This is a genomic window from Pseudarthrobacter sp. NCCP-2145 (assembly GCF_023708005.1).
GTDB lineage: Bacteria > Actinomycetota > Actinomycetes > Actinomycetales > Micrococcaceae > Arthrobacter > Arthrobacter oxydans.
On record NZ_BRCG01000031.1, the window covers coordinates 20,627 to 36,947 of the forward strand.

The following is a 16,321-nucleotide window of genomic DNA, read 5'->3' on the forward strand; positions in this document are numbered from 1 at the left end:
GGCGGCCGGGAGGGAACCGGCGGAGTATCGCCCTATCAGCGGTTTGCGGGCGAAAGGGCGCCGGTCGTGATGTGGGGTTACGGCTCGAACATGGGCTGGATGATGTGGCTCTGGGGCGTCCTCCTGCTGGCGGGAATCGCCCTGCTGGTGCTGGTGGCCGTGCGGTTGTCAGGCACCGGGAGGACGTCAGAACGCCATCCTGAACCGCGGCAGTTGCCGGGGCCTGAGGCCGGCCGGACCCGGGCGCAGCAGATCCTCGATGAACGCTTTGCCCGGGGTGAACTCTCCGAGGAGGAATACCGCGAGCGGCTGAGGGTCCTCGGCGAGGGCCGCTGATGCGTGCCATCAACCGGCGGAGGGCGCTGCTACTGGGAGGCCTGGGAGCGGCGGCCACGGTGGCCGGCGGAGCCGGACTCTGGTGGACGGCCACCTCCCGCTTCTCCCCCGAAGCCGGCGGTGGGCTCACCGAGCCGGAGCAGCTGCGCAGCGCTGAGGGACAACTGAAGGTCCGGCTCGAGGCTTCGCCCGTATCGGTGCCGCTCGGTGGCCTGCGGGCATCCGTCCTTGGCTACAACGGAAGCGTCCCCGGCCCCACCCTGCGGGTGCGGGGCGGGGACACACTCCAGATCGAACTGGTCAACAACCTGGGCGTCCCCACCAACCTGCACGTCCACGGCCTCCACGTCTCGCCCCAGGGCAATGGTGACAACGTCTTCGTCATGGTCCCGCCGGGCCAGTCGTTCAGTTATGAGCACCGCCTCCCCGCGGACCACCCGCCCGGAACGTACTGGTACCACCCCCACCACCACGGCATGGTGGCAGACCAGGTTTCCGCCGGCCTTTTCGGCGCCATCATCGTCGAGGAGGAGGACGCGCCAGCTGTCAGCCGGGAACGAACCCTCGTGGTTTCGGACGTCACCCTGGATGGCTCAGGCGCCTTGGCGGAGGCCTCACCAATGGACCGGATGCTCGGGCGCGAAGGCCGGCTGGTCCTGGTGAACGGCCACAGCAGCCCGGAGTTCTCCGCCCGCCCGGGCGAGCGCGAGCGGTGGCGGATCGTGAACACGTGCGTTGCCCGCTACCTGCGGCTCCGGCTGGACGGACAGCAGTGGGAGCTGCTGGGTATTGACCTGTCCCGTTTCTCCACACCGCAGGCGGTGGACGAGGTGCTGCTTGCTCCGGGCAACCGTGCCGATATTTTGGTAACAGCCACCGCCGGCGTGTCCGCCCTCAGGTCCGGCTACTACAACCGGGAAAGCATGGCAGGCATGATGGGACGGGGCGGCCGCGGCCAGGGCGCCGGTGGCACGGGGGACCTGGTGCTGGCAACGTTCTCGGTGTCCGGAACCCCGGCCACCGAGCAGCCAACCCCGCCGCCGCCGGTGCCCGCCCGGCCGGCACCGGAGGACCTGCGGACCGCGGTGGTCGCAGCCCGCCGGCAACTGACCCTCGCCACAGGGACGGGCATGGGGATGGGCATGGGAATGATGTCGTTCACCCTCAACGGGCGGACCTTCGATCCGGACCGCACGGACACCGTTGCGGCGGCGGGGACGGTGGAAGAGTGGACGCTGCTCAACCCCAGCCCCATGGACCACCCCTTCCACCTGCATGTCTGGCCGATGCAGGTTGTGGAGCAGGCAGGGACCGCCCCGGACTCGGTGACCCTGCGGGATGTGGTGAACATCCCCGCCAACGGCCAGGTGAAGGTCCGGGTCAGGTTCACGGGTTTCACCGGCCGCTCCGTGTACCACTGCCACATCCTGGACCACGAGGACCAGGGCATGATGGGAGTCATTGAGGTCCGCTGAGCCAGGCGCCAGTCCCACAGCGTTGGGTACCGCGACGACTACCGCCCGGCCGCGTAGCCCTGCCCGCCCCGGGGGTTGGCGGCAGCCTTCAGCACACCGGTCTTTGGACAGCGCACCACGGCCGACAGGCGGCCGAGGGACCAGTCCCCCGCCCGGGACACCACGTGGCCGCGCGCCTCAAGTCCGGCGATCACCACGTCCCCGAGCCTGTCCTCGACAACCGCGCCGCCCGGCGTCCAGGTGCGGGGCCAGAAGGACCCCGGGATGGACGTGGTGTGGAAGGCGGGCGCGTCGATGGCCTGCTGGGGCTCATATCCGCCCACAATCGTCCGCAGCAGGTACAGCAGCTGCCACTGGTCCTGCTGGTCGCCGCCCGGCGACCCGAGCGCCGCCACCGCCTGGCCGCTCCGGAGCACCAGCGTGGGCGTCAGCGTGGTGCGCGGCCGCTTGCCGGGGGTCAGCGTGGACGGGGCGCCGTCCTCCAGCCACGTCATCTGCAGCCGGGTTCCCAGGCAGAAGCCAAGCCCGGGGACCGCCGGGGAGGACTGCAGCCAGCCGCCGGACGGGGTGGCTGAGACCATGTTCCCCCACTGGTCCACCACGTCGATGTGGCAGGTATCGCCGCGGGTTTCCCCGGTGGGCTGCACCGTCGGCTCGCCCACGCCCGCGAACGCACCGTCCCCGCGGGCAGCGAGCGACGGCGGGAGGTACTCCGTGCGCAGCGGCGGCAGGAAGGGCGTGTGGCCGGGAACCCCGCCGGGCCGGAACGCGTGCGAGGCCTTCTCCCCGATCAGCTGCCGGCGCTCCGCGGCATACTCCCTGCCCAGCAGGTAGTCCAGGGGCACCGCGGCGTCGCCGTAGTACGCCTCGCGGTCCGCGATGGCCAGCTTCTGCGCCTCCAGGATGGTGTGCGCGCCGAGCTCGGTGGAGGGATCCAGGTGCTCGTCGTCGAACCCGTCCAGGATCGCGAGCGTCTGCAGCAGCGCCGGCCCCTGCCCCCACGGACCGGTCTTGGCAATGGTGTGGCCGCGGAACTCCAGCGTGGCGGCGGGCTCGTAGCCGGCCGAGAATCCCGCGAAGTCCGCTTCCGTGATCACGCCGGCATGGTCCGTGCCGGACGAGTGGCGGTGCGGTTCGGCCAGGAACTCAACCGCCGCCTTGGCCACCAAGCCCTCCCGCCACTCCCGCCGCGCGGCGTCGATCCGCGCTGGCCGCGGCGCTGGCGTGCCGCCGTCGGCCTCCGCATCCTTGCCGGCGGCAATGAGCCGCTCAAGGACGTCCGCGTAGGCCACGTTCTTCACGATGTCTCCCCCTGCCGGAACGTTCCCGTCCGGCATCCAGAGGGCGGCCGACGTCGGCCAGTGCTCCCTGAACAGCCCGGCAACTGAGGCGATGGTGCCGGCCACGCGGTCCAGGACGGGGTGCCCGTTCCGGGCGTAGCCGATGGCGAAGGACAGCACGTCCGCCAGGTCCCACGTGCCATGGTCGCGGAGGAGCAGCAGCCAGGCGTCGACGGCGGCGGGCACGGCAGCGGCGAGCGCACCGGCGCCGGGCACCAGTTCCAGCCTCTCGGCAAGGTAGTGCTCCCGGGTTGCCGCGGCCGGGGCGGGGCCCTGCCCCATGAGCACAACGGGTTCCGAGGGATTGCCGGCGGTGGTGAACACGCCCGTCATATCCCCGCCGGGGCCGTTCAGGTGTGGTTCGACGACGTGCAGGACGAACGCGCCGGCCACGGCGGCGTCGAACGCGTTCCCGCCCCGCTCCAGCACCGCCTGCGCCGAAGCCGTGGCCAGCCAGTGGGTGGAGGCCGTCATGCCGAACGTGCCCTGAAGGGTGGGGCGGGTGGTGAAGCTGCCTGCCGGTGTGTACGCCATGGAGTGCAATCCTAAGGACCCGGCTGGGAGGCGGCCGTGACCGCCACGCCCGCCTCCCCGGCCGGGGTCCGCTACGGATGCACCAGGATTTTGACGGCCGTGTCTTTGTGGTTGATCAGGGTGTCGAACCCCTGCTCCACCAGGTCCTCCAGGGCGATCCGGCCGGTGATGAACGGCTTGAGGTCCACCTTGCCCTCCTGCACCATCCTGATGACGGCGGGGTGGTCGCGGACGTAGGCGATGGTGCCGCGCAGGTCGATCTCCTTGAGTACTACCTTCTGCATGTCGATGGTGGCGGGCGCGCCCCAGATGGACACGTTGACCACCACTCCCCCCGGCCGGACGGCGTCGAGCATGGTGTCCAGCACCGCGTTCACGCCGGCGCACTCGAAGGCGACGTCGGCCCCGGCACCGCCGGTCAGCTCCCGCACCCGCTCCGGAACGTCCTCCTTGCTCGGGTCCAGCACGTGGTCCGCCACGCCGCTGGAGGTGGCCTTCTCCTTCCGCGCCGCGGTCAGCTCGCTGATGATCGTAGTTACCCCCATCCCTTTGAGGACGGCGGCGGTCAGGAGCCCGATGGGACCGGACCCGCCCACCAGTGCCGTACCTCCCGCCTTCACGCCGCTGCGCGCCACGGCGTGATGGGCCACGGACAGCGGCTCGATCAGCGCCGCCTCATCCAGCGGGATGTCGCCGATGGGGTGCACCCACCGTGCGTCCACCACAATCTTCTCGCTCAGCCCTCCCCCGCCGCCGGACAGTCCAATGAAGCCCATCTGCCGGCAGAGGTGGTAGCTGCCTGCCTGGCACATGTCGCAGTCCCCGTCCACAAAGTAGGGTTCGACGACGACGTTGTCCCCCTTCGCCAGGCCTGTCACCCCTTCGCCCACGTCAGAGACCGTCCCGGAGAATTCGTGTCCCAGGGTCACCGGGGATTCCTCGTGGGAGAGCGGGTGCGGGTGCCCAGGTGCCGGGCAGAAGATGGGGCCCTCGAGGTATTCGTGCAGGTCGGTGCCGCAGATGCCGCACCACGCGACGTCGATGGCCACCGCCCCGGCGCGGAGGTCCGGCTCCGGGATGTCCTCGATGCGGATGTCCTTGCGGGCGTGGAATCGTGCTGCCTTCATGATGGGTTTCTTCCTTTAGCGGGTGTGGTGGCTGGGCTGCAGTTCGTACACCGGCGTCTCCAGCCCCTCCATCCGGGCTTTGAGCTGCAGGGCCAGGTAGGACGAGTAGTGCCGGCTCTGGTGCAGGTTGCCGCCGTGGATCCAGAGGTTGGGGACGTTGGTTGGTTTCCACATATTGCGCAGCTCCCCCTCCCAGGGACCAGGGTCTTTTGGCGTGTCTGAGCCGTATCCCCAGCACTTGCCCACCCGGTCTGCGATCTCGGGAGAGACCAGGTCTGCCAGCCACCCGTTCATGGAGCCGTAGCCGGTGGCGTAGACGATCAGGTCGGCCTCCAGGTCCGTGCCGTCCGCCATCACCACGGCGTTGCCGGTGATCTTGGAAACCTGCCCTGATTTCAGTTTCACCCGGCCGTCGATGATCAGCTGGGAGGCGCCGACGTCAATGTAGTAGCCGGAGCCGCGCCGCAGGTACTTCACGAAGAGCCCGGAGCCGTCCACGCCGAAGTCCAGATCGAACCCGGCGGCCTCCAGCTGGGAGTAGAAGTCCGCGTCCCGTTCGGCCATCTGCTGGTACACGGGTACCTGGGTTTCCGGCAGGATCCGCATGGGCAGCGAGGCGAAAAGGAGGTCGGCCTTCTCGGTGGTCACCCCGTTAGCCAGAGCCTTCTCCGAGTACAGCCCGCCCAACGCAAGGTCCATCAGCGATTCACTCCGGGCGATGTGGGTGGAGGACCGCTGGACCATGGTCACGTCGGCGCCGTGCTCCCAGAGGTCCGCGCAGATATCGTGTGCGGAGTTGTTGGAGCCGATCACCACGGCTTTCTTGCCCGTCCAGTCCCCGCCGCCGGGGTGCTGGGAGGAGTGCCGCTGCTCTCCCAGGAAGCTCTCGGCACCGTCGAACGTGGGGATGCTGGGGTAGCCGGAGACGCCCAGGGCGAAGACCAACTGCTTGGGCCGCAACGTCACTGGCGACCCGTTGCGGAGGACGTTGACCGCCCATTCCTGCGTGCCGTCGTCGTACTCCGCACCCACGCACTCGGTGCCGGACCAGTAGTTCAGCTCCATGATGCGGGTGTAGTGCTCCAGCCAGTCGCCGATCTTGTCCTTGGCGGCGAAGACTGGCCAGTCATCCGGGAACTGCAGGTAAGGCAGGTGGTCGTACCAGACGGGGTCGTGCAGGTGCAGGGACTTGTAGCGGTTGCGCCAGGAGTCCCCGGGCTTCTGGTTCTTTTCGATGATGATGGTGGGCACGCCCAGCCGCCGCAGCCGCGCCGCGAGGCCAATCCCGCCCTGCCCGCCGCCGATGATCACGCAGTAGGGCTGCTCCTCGTACCCGAGCCGCGCCTCCTGCTCTTCCTTGAGCTCAAGCCAGGACCGGCGGCCGCGGGTGATTTCGTGCGCCACGCCCTGGTCGCGGCGCGGGCCCTTCTTCTCCTCGAAGCCCTTGAGTTCCTGCATGGTTGTGAGCAGCGTCCAGCATTTGCCGTCCCGCAGCCGCAGGTGGCCGTAGCCGCGGGCGGCGCCGGTTTCGAAGGTGACCCAGGCTTCCACCGTTCCATCGGCGGCGGCGCTGCCGGTGGCGTCCTCGGCCAGCACCCAGTTGGCGGGCTGGACACGGTCAAGGGTGGCTTCCAGCATCCGCCGGATGCTGGCCTTGCCTTCGAGCGTCTTGAGGTTCCAGGTGAAGGCCACGAAGTCCCGCCAGTTGCTGTCGTCCCCGAAAAGCTCCAGCGCCGCCTCCACGTCGCGCCGCTGCAGGGCGTCATCCAGTGACGTAAGCCAGGCCTGCGCGGCTGCCGTTGGTGATTCGGTCATGTCCACTCCTTTGTGTGATGGTCCGTGGTGTTGGGGCGGCTCCGTTTCCGTCCTGCACCCTGCGATATGCTGGGCGGGCGTGAGCTGCGTCACCCCAGTGAAACGCAGTGGGGGTTACAGCAGCGTTGCACGCAGCACCGCCGGGCGAAGGCGACGGCGGTGGAAGGGAGCCATGGACCACGGCCTGAAGTTCTCGGACCCGGCGGCGTACTCGCGCGTGCTGCGCCGCGCCCATGAACTGGTGATCTCCGGCGTTCCGCGGCCCGAGATCCCGGAACTGCTTGCCAGCTCCTGGCGCCGGTCCATGGCGCTGGGCATCAGCCCTGACCAGCACAGCCCCCGACACCTGCACGACGTGTCCGAGGTCCTGGAACTGCGGCGGGAGCACCGGCTGCAGCAGGTCATGCCGGCGCTCAGCGAGCTGCTGGCCGATGACTCCAGCGACGGACGGCACCTGCTGGTGCTCACGGACGCCACCGGCGAGATCCTATGGCGGATGGGCAGCGCCCAGGTGCTCCGGCGGGCGGACCGGCTGGAGTTCTCCGAAGGGGCCGACTGGTCCGAGGCGGGAATCGGCACCAACGCCATCAGCGAGGCGCTGGTCACAGGCCGCCCGGTGCAGCTGTTCTCCGCCGAGCACCTGGTCCGCACGCACCACGAGTGGGCCTGCACCGCGGCGCCCATCACCGATCCTTCCACCGGCCGGCTGCTGGGCGTGCTGGACGTTTCAGGGCCACTGGAGTCCCTTACTGCGGACACGCTGCGGATGGTGCGGTGCGCCGTGAGCATGGCGGAGGCGCTGCTGAGGACGTCCGACGGCGGCGCCTCCCTGGGTGCCCCTTCCCTGGCGCCTGCTTCCCGGCCACCATCCCGGGCCGGATCCGCAGTGCGGCCTTCGGCGGCAGTTGACACTCTTGAATTGCTCGGCGACCAGCCGGCGGCGGTGTTCCGGAACGGCAGCCGGGTGCCGCTGACCCTGCGGCGGGCGGAGATCCTGGCGCTGCTGGATTCGCGGACGCAGGGCTGGAGCGCTGAAGAACTGGCCTATGAGCTCCACGGCGATGCGGGTATTGCAGCGTCCATCCGGACGGAAATGTTCCGGGTCCGGTCCCTGCTGGGCGATGCCATTGTTTCCAACCCCTACCGGCTGGAGGAACGGCTCGCCGGGCGGTCGGATGCCGGCGGGGTCCTGCGGCTGCTCCGCGGGGGCAACGTGGCTGCCGCGCTGGAGGCCTACCGCGCTCCCCTGCTCAGCCGTTCCGGAAACATGGCGGTACAGCTCCTGCGGGACCGGCTGGACCTCGCCCTGGGAGCGGCTGTTCGTGCCAGCACGGACCCTGCGCTGATCATCCGCTGGCTGTCCACGGATATGGGCTCGGCGGACATGCAGGCGGTGGAGGCGCTGGGGAAACTCGTGGGCAGGAGCGATGCGCGGTATTTGTCATTCAGCGCGGGAGCGGCAGCGGCGGAGGCAAACCTCGCCATCGGCGGGACTTAAGGCACTTCTGCACCCGGGGACCGCATGGGAAGTTGCAGAGGTGATTAGGAGACACCCCTGGCTGTGGCACCATGACGCTGCCCGCCACGGGACGGAGACCACACAGAATCACGCTGCCGTGGTCGCCATCAAGGCAGTCCACACCCTGGCGTGGCTGTCGATCGAGTCATGCGTTGTTTATCTGCTCATCACCGGGCTGGCCGGACGCACCGATAAAAAGGTTGGCCTGGCCGCGACGGTGGTCACCGCCGAAACCCTGGTGTTCACCGGAAACGGGTTCCGCTGCCCCCTCACCGGCCTGGCCAAGCGGTACGGCGCCGAGTCCGGCTCGGTCACGGACATCTACCTGCCCCGGTGGTTCGCCCACAACCTGCCGGCCATCCACACTCCCCTGCTGGTGCTGATGGCCTACCTCCACCTGAAAAACCTCCGCCGCGGACAGGCAACCGGGTCCTAGCTTTCAACCCGCGGGCTGCGGTTACCGGACCGCGTTGTTCGCGTTCACGCGGCCGTTGGCCCAGTAGGTGCCGGTGCCGGAGATCTTGTCGGCGCTTGACTGGACCTTCTCCCGGATGGCCGTGTTGCCCGCTTGCGGGTTGACGCTCCAGGCGAGGGCAACTGTGGCAGCCACAATCGGGGAGGACATCGAGGTGCCGTTGCCCACGTCGTAGCCCAGCGAGCGGTTGTTTTGTGTTCCCAGGTAGAACTTGTGGTTCGGGAAGGTGGAGTAGACGTTGACGCCGGGGGCGGCGATGTCCACCCAGCTTGCCCCGTAGGTGGAGAAGGAGGCCTTGGCGTCGAAGTTGTCCGTGGCGGCGACGGCGATGACGTTGGCATACCCGGCCGGGTAGATCTTGGTCTGGTTCCCGCCGTTTCCGGCAGCGGCCACCAGCACGGCTCCCTTGGTCCACGCGTTGTTGACGGCTGTTTCGAGAGTGCGTGACGCCCGCACCCCAAGGCTCATGTTGATCACCTTCGCCCCGTTATTGACCGCCCAGTTGATCCCGTTCGCGAGGCCTGAGCTCGAACCGACGCCGCTGTCGTTGAGGACTTTGCCGTCCAGGATGCTGCACGCCGGGCACACCCCGGCCACGCCGATGGTGTTTTCGGAGGTGGCCGCAACAGTTCCGGACACATGCGTGCCGTGGCCGTAGTTGTCCTCGCCGGTGCTGGCCCCGCTGAAATTCGCCCGTGCCACCACCTTCGGCGCGATGTCCGGGTTGTCGCTGGCGACTCCCGAGTCGAGGACGGCAACCCTGACGCCGCCGCCAGTGGTGCGGCCCCACGCTTCGGCCGCATCCACGTCAGCATCCGCCTTGCCCGCGCCGACAGTCAGCGTGCCGGCGGTGTTCGTGAAGGACTGGCCGGTGTTGTTCAGGGCGTACTGGCGGCCGAAGTACTGGTCGTTTGACGCGGGCGTGACCACCTCGTCCGGCTCCGCATAGTCCACGGCAGGATTGCGGTCCAGCCCTTCGATGAGCTGGATTTCCTTCCCGGCCGGGACCTTGATCAGGTGGGCGCCGGTGCCGCCGATTTCGGGTCCGTCGCTGAGCCCGTATCCCCGCAGCACGGCGGCCGCCGCGGCGTGGTCCCGGAACTTGACCATGATCTGCCCGGCGATGTGGGACGGTTCGGCTGCGGTACCGGGGGCTGCCAGGGTGATCCCGCCCAGTACCAGCGCCGCCGCCGCGAAACCGGCAGTAAGGAGTCTTTTCATCCCGTCATTTTGCTCCTCGCAGCCCTGGCTGGATAGGGCCCTTTGGGAGATGCTGACTAAGCTGACTGATTCCGGACAAAAAGACATCTCTTGTCACGCAGTTAACTGCTCATTCACATTCCCCTCAGGACCTGTCCAACCGGCGTCCCTAGGTTCGAACGCATGGACAACATCTCCCGCAGATCCCTGATTTCCGCCGGCCTGGGCGCCGGGCTCGTCGCCGCCCTGCCGGGTGCCGCCGTCGCCGTGTCCACAGCTGACGACGCCGGCCTCCGCACCGACCCCTTCATGCTCGGCATAGCGTCGGGCGAGCCGTGGCCGGACGGCTTCGTGATCTGGACGCGCCTCGCGCTGGACCCCCTGGCCGAGGACGGCCTCGGCGGCATGCCGGCACGCCCGGTCCCCGTGGCCTGGGAAGTGGCTGAGGACGCGGGCATGCGCACCGTAGTAGCCCGCGGCGTCGAACACGCCCGGATCGAAACCGCCCACTCCGTCCACGTGGAGCTCCAGGGCCTCAAGCCCGGGCGCGAATATTTCTACCGCTTCCGCAGCGGCCGCCACCTCAGCCAGGTGGGCCGCACGCTCACCAGCCCCGCCCCGCATGAGACACCGGCTGCCCTGGCCATGGCGTTCGCCAGCTGCTCCCAGTACGAGCACGGGTACTTCACCGCCTACACGCGCCTGGCCGAGGACCACCCGGACCTGGTGCTGCACCTGGGCGACTACCTCTACGAGTACAAGAAAGACAGCTATGTGATCGGCGGCGGCAACCCGCGCGACCACCAGGGCCCGGAGACCACCACGCTGCAGGGGTACCGGCAGCGGCACGCGCAGTACAAGTCCGACGCCGACCTGCAGGCCGCGCACGCGGTGGCACCCTGGCTGGTGGTGTGGGATGACCACGAGGTGGACAACAACTGGGCGGACGAGATTCCGGAGAACAGGGACGCCGGCCAGCTCAACGACACCACCGAACGTTTCCGCCAGCGCCGCGCCGCCGCGTTCCAGGCGTACTACGAGAACATGCCGCTGCGGAGGTCCTCCGTGCCGGCCGGGTTCGACATGAAGATCTACCGCACCATCCAGTGGGGCCAGCTGGCCAACTTCCACATGATGGACACCCGGCAGTACCGCGACGACCAGCTCGCCGGCGACGGCTGGAAGAAGAATGTGGCCGAACGCCTCGCGGAGAACCGGACCATCACCGGCGCGGAGCAGGAGAAGTGGCTGCTGGACGGGTTCCGGAACTCCACCCAGCGCTGGGACGTCCTGGGCCAGCAGGTGTTCTTCGCCGAGCGGGACCGGGCCCAGGCACTGGAGATTGACGACGTCTCCATGGACGGCTGGGACGGGTACGCCGCCTCCCGCCGCCGCATCACCCAGGGCTGGCTGGACGCGAAGGTGCGCAACGCCGTCGTGCTCACCGGCGATGTGCACCGCAACTGGGCCAACGACCTCAAGGTGGACTACAAGGATCCGGCCTCACCCGTGGTGGGTTCGGAGCTGGTGTGCACGTCCATCACCTCCACCGGCAACGGCACCGGTTCCACCACGGACCCCGTGATGGCCTGGAACCCGCACCTGAAGTTCTTCAATGACAACCGCGGCTACGTGAACACCAGGATCACGCGGGACGCGCTGACCGCGGACTTCCGGACGCTGGACTACGTCACGACGCCGGGCGCCCCGGTGTCAACGAAGGCTTCGTTCACCATCCGGGACGGGGTTCCGGGGCTGCAATAGGTATGGCAGTGCGCCGCTTTCGTCTGGCCGGGCCGAGCAGTGCCATGGCAACGGGCAGGGCAAGGGCCGAGGCCATGCCCGGGTGGTCTGCACGTCCGGGTGCCGGAAGGACTCCCGGGTGGCTCGCTCCCCCAGGATGCCCGGGACGTAGGCGGCGCCGAGCAGCCCAACCGACCGCGCCACCCAGGGCGCGGCCGGCAGCAGAACGGTACCGGTGCTGCCGATAGCGCCCCTTGCAGAGGCCGACCCGCGCAGCGCACCGGCCGGCTGCTGCGAGACCAGCAAAAAGGATCCTCTTCGTCCCGTTATCCTGCGCCACACTTCACGTGCCGGGTACTGCCTTTCGGCCAGTTTGTGCTGGGGAGTTCTTTGTGGCAAGTGACTCTGGGGCTGGTGGGACTGATCTTGTAAACTTGCGGTGTCCGCAACGCTGCGTTTTCTGGATGAGGTGCGAGCGTTGGGGACTGATTCCGGGCTCAGCCGGAGTCTCCCTGGGGAAAGACCAAGATCGCGTGATATCGACCAGGTTTTATTGTTCACTGATGACTGGTGGGGCGTATGGGCGGCCGGGGGCCATCGCGGCGCTGCCCCGTCTGGGTGCTGAGCGTTTATTGTCGATTTGCTCAACTCGGGCGGCCGCCTTGGTCATTAGGAGAACACATGTCACTTAAGAAACGGCGCCTCACTGCTTTTGGCGCCCTTTTGATTGCCGCGGCTGCTGTGGTGCCCGCAGGCGGGCCGGCTGCTGCAGCCCCCTCAACGGCGGCGTTGGAACGGCCAAGCCCGGTGGACGCCGAACGGTATCTGGTCAGCTTCCAAAAGGGTGCCAATGTTGCAGAGGAGGCCAAGGCCCTGCGATCCCAAGGGGTGGCCGTAGGAAGAACGTTCTCCGCGGCGTTGCAGGGTGCGGTTGTCACTGCCAGCAAAGGGCAGGCAGCTGCCCTGGCTCGTTCTCCCCGGATTTCCGCCATCGAACCTGATGCGTTCGTTTCGGTGTCTGAGACGCAGCAGTCGGCACCGTGGGGCCTGGACAGGATCGACCAAAGTGCGCTGCCGTTCTCGGGCACCTTCACCCCACCGTCGTCGGGGGCCAGCGTCAACGTGTACGTTATCGATACCGGCGTCCTCGCAACGCATCAGGAGTTCGGCGGCCGGGTAGCCGCGGGCTGGAGTTTCGTTGCCGACGGCCTCGGCAGCGGGGACTGCAGCGGCCACGGCACCCATGTGGCCGGGATCATCGCCGGAAAGACCTTCGGAGTGGCGAAAGCCGCGACCATCACTCCGGTCCGTGCCCTCTCCTGCGACGGATCCGGCTTCTACTCCAACATCATCGCTGGCCTTGACTGGATAGCATCCCACCATGCTGAAGGAATCCCCGCCGTCGCCAACCTAAGCCTGGGCGGTCCCGTCAGCAGCGTATTGGACGCTGCTGTCCGGGGAGTTATCAACGACGGCGTTACGGCGATCGTGGCTTCGGGCAACTCCGCGATCGAGGCCTGCAACGCTTCCCCGGCCCGGGTACCCGAAGCCGTGACCGTCGCAGCGAGTGATTCCTCGGATCGGCAGGCAACGTTTTCAAATCACGGAAGCTGTGTTGACTTGTATGCACCTGGAGTCAACATCCCGTCTGCCGGGCACACGTCCACGACTGCGGTCAGCACCTTGAGCGGGACGTCCATGGCGACTCCGCATGTTGCGGGTGCCGCGGCTCTTGCCTTGGCGCAAAAACCCGGGCAGTCACCAGGAGGCATTTCTGCCGGGTTGATTTCAAACGCCACCCCGGGCGTTATCACCAACGCATCAGCCGGCACTCCGAACCGCCTGCTCAACCTAGGTCCGGTTGCCCAACTGGTTGCTCCCGCTGCGCCAGCAAGGGACTTCACAGGAGACGGTAAACCCGATCTGGTGGCCCGGGACAGCAGCGGCGTCCTCTGGACCTATCCCGGTACCGGCACCGGCCTGTTCGGCTGGCGCATCAGGGTCGGTGAAGGCTGGAACGTCATGACCGCCATCGGCGCGGCCGGAGATCTCACCGGTGACGGCAAACCTGACCTAGTGGCACGGGACTCCAGCGGGACTTTGTGGACCTACCCGGGCTTGGGCAACGGTCTGTTCGGCTGGCGCATCAACGTCGGCCCGGGGTGGAACGTCATGACTGCCATCAGCGCGGCCGGAGATCTTACCGGTGACGGCAAACCTGACCTGGTGGCCCGGGACAGCAACGGGACTTTGTGGACCTACCCCGGTCTGGGCAACGGTCTGTTCGGCTGGCGCATCAACGTCGGCCCGGGGTGGAACGTCATGACTGCCATCAGCGCGGCCGGAGATCTCACCGGTGACGGCAAACCAGACCTCTCCGCCCGGGACAGCAACGGGATGATGTGGACCTACCCCGGGCTGGGCAACGGTCTGTTCGGCTGGCGCATCAACGTCGGCCCGGGCTGGAACGTCATGACTGCCATCAGCGCTGCCGGAGATCTCACCGGCGACGGCAAACCCGACCTGGTGGCCCGGGACACCGACGGCGTCCTCTGGACCTACCCCGGCACCGGCACCGGCCACTTCGGCTGGCGCATCAGGGTCGGCGAAGGCTGGAACATCATGACCGCCATCAGCTAAAGCCCGGAGCCTTCCGGCGGTGCATACCATCTGCGTGGGCGGCACCGGCAGGTAACTGACCAGATGCTAGCCGCCGTCGGGTCGGACCCCGGCGGCTATGGTTCGTCATCGCTGCGCACTTAGGCTGAAGGTTTCTTCGCCGGCTCACCGGAATCCGGCTTCCGCCGGATCCTGTTCCGGACAATAAGGGCGGCAATCAGGCCGGTGAGAGTCACCAACTGCACTTCATCAAAGGACAGTCCGTCGATGTTCGGCTGCAACTCTTCCCCGCTCGCCCAGCCGAACCAGACTTCACTGACCAGGATCCCCGCAGGGAAATAGGCGATCGCTGCGAAGAGCCACAACCATCGAGTCAAACCCTTACCCACGATCCAGTGGGCGATCAGGCCGAATCCCAACGACATGGCCGCCAGCAATCCAAGGCCGGCAATTCCCAGATCCCAGCGCATCACGGCCACCTCCTGCGCGAGCGTGCAATTTGTTTAGGGCTTTAGCTGCCGTGGCAACCTAACGGCGGCGCAATCCTTACAGACGGAGTCTCCCCGCAGGACAGCGTCGCTGCCGCCGTCGATGTAGATGACCTGCCCGCACAGGTGCGTGTTCTCCTCGCTGTTCAGCCACGCCAGGAGGCGGGCGACGACGATGGGCTCAGCAATGCCGTTCAGCGGCATCGGGTGCACGTGCAGCAGCTGCTCCCGGCCTTCCGCGGTGGCGATGAGATCCGCTGTCATCGGAGTGGCAATGATGCCGGGCGCTGCGGCATTCAACGGGATGCCGGCCCCGGCCCACGCATCCGTGGCAGCCGTGCGCCGGACCCACCGGGAGAGCGCCAGCTTGGTCGAGGCGTAGATCAGCTGCCCCGTGCCCGCAGCGTCCGTGGCCAGGACTTCGGCGCGGGCCATGGCTGCCGCCTCGTCGCCCTCGGTCAGCAGGGGACGGATGTGCGGGGCATGGTGCCTTCTTTCCTGGCCGGATGGGGTTACGTTCCACTGTGCCTGGAAGGTCCCCCGTGGGCCCAGAGTCCAAAGGCCTGGGCCCGGTTCACAACCGGGCCCAGGCCTTTATGGCTCGTAGCCAGCCAGTCCACTGGAGTGGAGCGGCTCAGCCCAGGATGAGGTTCAGGATGAACAGCAGCGGGATGGATCCGGCCCACACGGCGGTGGTGATGCCGGACCAGCCGCGGAGCGCTGCGGTGCCTTCGAGCCCGGTGAAGCGGGTGACCACCCAGAAGTAGGAGTCGTTGAAGTAGCTGAGGATCATGGAACCGGCGGTGCAGGCCATGGCTGCAACCAGCGGATCGATGCCCAGCGTGCCCACCAGCGGGGCGGTAACGGAGGCGGCGGTGATCATCGCCACCGTGCCCGAGCCCTGGGCCAGCCGGACCAGCGTGGCCACCAGGAACGGCACCAGGAAGGCGGGCAGGGCGGTGGCGGCAATGGCTTCAGCCAGGGCGTCGCCCACGCCAGAGCTGCGGAGCACCTGTCCCAGCGCGCCGCCGGCACCGGTGATCAGCAGGATGAGGCCTGCGGAGGCGGCAGCCTCGGCAAACCAGCCCTGGACCCGGCTGCGCGGGGTCCACCGCGGCAGCAGCACGTAGACGGCGAGCAGGACGCCGATGATCAGCGCGATCACCGGGTTGCCGATGAAGGCGAAGGGGACAACCCAGGCGGACGGCTCGTACTTGCCGCCCACAACGCCCTGGGCGTTCTGGTCCATGGCTCCCGTGACCGTGTTCAGCACGATCAGCAGCAGCGGGACCAGGAGGGGCAGGGAGGCGAGGAACGCGCCGACGCGGTGCGGCTTGGCACCCTCGGGCGGGGTGCCCAGGTCCAGCTCGGGATCGTTCGGAAGGTCGTCCTGCGCAGCGGCGGCGTCGTCGTCGGCCGTGATGGTTCCCGTGCCGCCGTGGTGGGATCCTTCGGAGGCGCCCACCAGCGCGGCGCGGCCGTAGACGGCCTCGCGGACCTCTTCGGTGACGGAGCTTTCGAGCTTGGGTCCCATCCACTTGGCATAGGTCACGGCAATGGGAAGGAGCAGGACGGTGAACACCAGGCCGGTGAGGATGACTGCACCCAGGTCCGCGCCCAGCAGGCCGGTGACGGCCAGGGGGCCGGGGG

Annotated in this window: 13 protein-coding genes; 6 read left to right on the forward strand and 7 right to left on the reverse strand. The window is 68.0% G+C overall.

Features of this window, described 5'->3' with window-relative positions; all coding sequences use genetic code 11:
• Positions 1–66 precede the first annotated feature (66 nt).
• A complete protein-coding gene (locus NFU08_RS19740; protein WP_174175331.1) occupies positions 67–336 on the forward strand; it encodes an SHOCT domain-containing protein in 270 nt (89 codons plus the stop codon).
• A complete protein-coding gene (locus NFU08_RS19745; protein ID WP_251425685.1) occupies positions 336–1,811 on the forward strand; it encodes a multicopper oxidase family protein in 1,476 nt (491 codons plus the stop codon). Before NFU08_RS19740 ends, NFU08_RS19745 begins: the two co-directional genes overlap by 1 nt.
• 38 nt (positions 1,812–1,849) lie before the next feature.
• On the opposite strand, the gene NFU08_RS19750 is transcribed toward NFU08_RS19745, so the two are convergent.
• The 3 genes from NFU08_RS19750 to NFU08_RS19760 all read right to left on the reverse strand — a co-directional run bounded on the left by NFU08_RS19750 (position 1,850) and on the right by NFU08_RS19760 (position 6,627).
• Positions 1,850–3,685: a gamma-glutamyltransferase family protein gene (locus NFU08_RS19750; RefSeq protein ID WP_251425687.1), complete on the reverse strand. Its 1,836-nt coding sequence runs from the start codon at positions 3,683–3,685 to the stop codon at positions 1,850–1,852.
• A 71-nt stretch (positions 3,686–3,756) separates the two neighbouring features.
• The gene (locus NFU08_RS19755) at positions 3,757–4,812 is read right to left on the reverse strand and encodes a 2,3-butanediol dehydrogenase (protein WP_251425689.1); all 1,056 of its coding nucleotides are present in this window, start codon (positions 4,810–4,812) and stop codon (positions 3,757–3,759) included.
• A 15-nt stretch (positions 4,813–4,827) separates the two neighbouring features.
• Positions 4,828–6,627: an NAD(P)/FAD-dependent oxidoreductase gene (locus tag NFU08_RS19760; RefSeq protein ID WP_251425691.1), complete on the reverse strand. Its 1,800-nt coding sequence runs from the start codon at positions 6,625–6,627 to the stop codon at positions 4,828–4,830.
• Between the two features lie 172 nt (positions 6,628–6,799).
• On the opposite strand from NFU08_RS19760, the gene NFU08_RS19765 reads away from it, so the two are divergent.
• Together NFU08_RS19765 and NFU08_RS19770 are read left to right on the forward strand one after the other, a co-directional pair.
• Positions 6,800–8,125: a GAF domain-containing protein gene (locus NFU08_RS19765; RefSeq protein WP_251425693.1), complete on the forward strand. Its 1,326-nt coding sequence runs from the start codon at positions 6,800–6,802 to the stop codon at positions 8,123–8,125.
• Between the two features lie 118 nt (positions 8,126–8,243).
• Positions 8,244–8,582, forward strand: a complete 339-nt coding sequence (locus tag NFU08_RS19770; RefSeq protein WP_251425695.1) for a hypothetical protein — start codon at positions 8,244–8,246, stop codon at positions 8,580–8,582.
• Positions 8,583–8,603: 21 nt separating this feature from the next.
• Here NFU08_RS19770 and NFU08_RS19775 read toward each other — a convergent pair whose 3' ends face one another.
• Positions 8,604–9,842: a S8 family serine peptidase gene (locus tag NFU08_RS19775; protein WP_251425697.1), complete on the reverse strand. Its 1,239-nt coding sequence runs from the start codon at positions 9,840–9,842 to the stop codon at positions 8,604–8,606.
• Between the two features lie 162 nt (positions 9,843–10,004).
• On the opposite strand from NFU08_RS19775, the gene NFU08_RS19780 reads away from it, so the two are divergent.
• The gene (locus tag NFU08_RS19780) at positions 10,005–11,585 is read left to right on the forward strand and encodes an alkaline phosphatase (RefSeq protein WP_251425699.1); all 1,581 of its coding nucleotides are present in this window, start codon (positions 10,005–10,007) and stop codon (positions 11,583–11,585) included.
• Positions 11,586–12,245: 660 nt separating this feature from the next.
• On the forward strand, positions 12,246–14,204 hold the full coding sequence (locus NFU08_RS19785; protein WP_251425701.1) for a S8 family serine peptidase: 1,959 nt from the start codon (positions 12,246–12,248) through the stop codon (positions 14,202–14,204).
• A 119-nt stretch (positions 14,205–14,323) separates the two neighbouring features.
• Here NFU08_RS19785 and NFU08_RS19790 read toward each other — a convergent pair whose 3' ends face one another.
• The 3 genes from NFU08_RS19790 to NFU08_RS19800 all read right to left on the reverse strand — a co-directional run.
• Positions 14,324–14,653, reverse strand: coding sequence for a hypothetical protein (locus NFU08_RS19790; RefSeq protein ID WP_251425707.1), 330 nt, complete (start codon positions 14,651–14,653; stop codon positions 14,324–14,326).
• A gap of 33 nt (positions 14,654–14,686) precedes the next feature.
• A complete protein-coding gene (locus NFU08_RS19795) occupies positions 14,687–15,223 on the reverse strand; it encodes an SDR family oxidoreductase (RefSeq protein WP_309296847.1) in 537 nt (178 codons plus the stop codon).
• Between the two features lie 82 nt (positions 15,224–15,305).
• Positions 15,306–16,321: GntP family permease (locus NFU08_RS19800; RefSeq protein ID WP_251425705.1), on the reverse strand; the 1,016-nt coding region annotated here is incomplete at its 5' end.

What these genes read in the sequence shown, in the direction of transcription:
- NFU08_RS19785 (WP_251425701.1), top strand. Translation starts at nt 12,246, where the DNA reads ATGTCACTTAAGAAACGGCGCCTCACTGCTTTTGGCGCCCTTTTGATT.
- NFU08_RS19780 (WP_251425699.1), top strand. Translation starts at nt 10,005, where the DNA reads ATGGACAACATCTCCCGCAGATCCCTGATTTCCGCCGGCCTGGGCGCC.
- NFU08_RS19745 (WP_251425685.1), top strand. Translation starts at nt 336, where the DNA reads ATGCGTGCCATCAACCGGCGGAGGGCGCTGCTACTGGGAGGCCTGGGA.
- NFU08_RS19750 (WP_251425687.1), bottom strand. Translation starts at nt 3,685, where the DNA reads ATGGCGTACACACCGGCAGGCAGCTTCACCACCCGCCCCACCCTTCAG.
- NFU08_RS19765 (WP_251425693.1), top strand. Translation starts at nt 6,800, where the DNA reads ATGGACCACGGCCTGAAGTTCTCGGACCCGGCGGCGTACTCGCGCGTG.
- NFU08_RS19755 (WP_251425689.1), bottom strand. Translation starts at nt 4,812, where the DNA reads ATGAAGGCAGCACGATTCCACGCCCGCAAGGACATCCGCATCGAGGAC.
- NFU08_RS19760 (WP_251425691.1), bottom strand. Translation starts at nt 6,627, where the DNA reads ATGACCGAATCACCAACGGCAGCCGCGCAGGCCTGGCTTACGTCACTG.
- NFU08_RS19790 (WP_251425707.1), bottom strand. Translation starts at nt 14,653, where the DNA reads ATGCGCTGGGATCTGGGAATTGCCGGCCTTGGATTGCTGGCGGCCATG.
- NFU08_RS19775 (WP_251425697.1), bottom strand. Translation starts at nt 9,842, where the DNA reads ATGAAAAGACTCCTTACTGCCGGTTTCGCGGCGGCGGCGCTGGTACTG.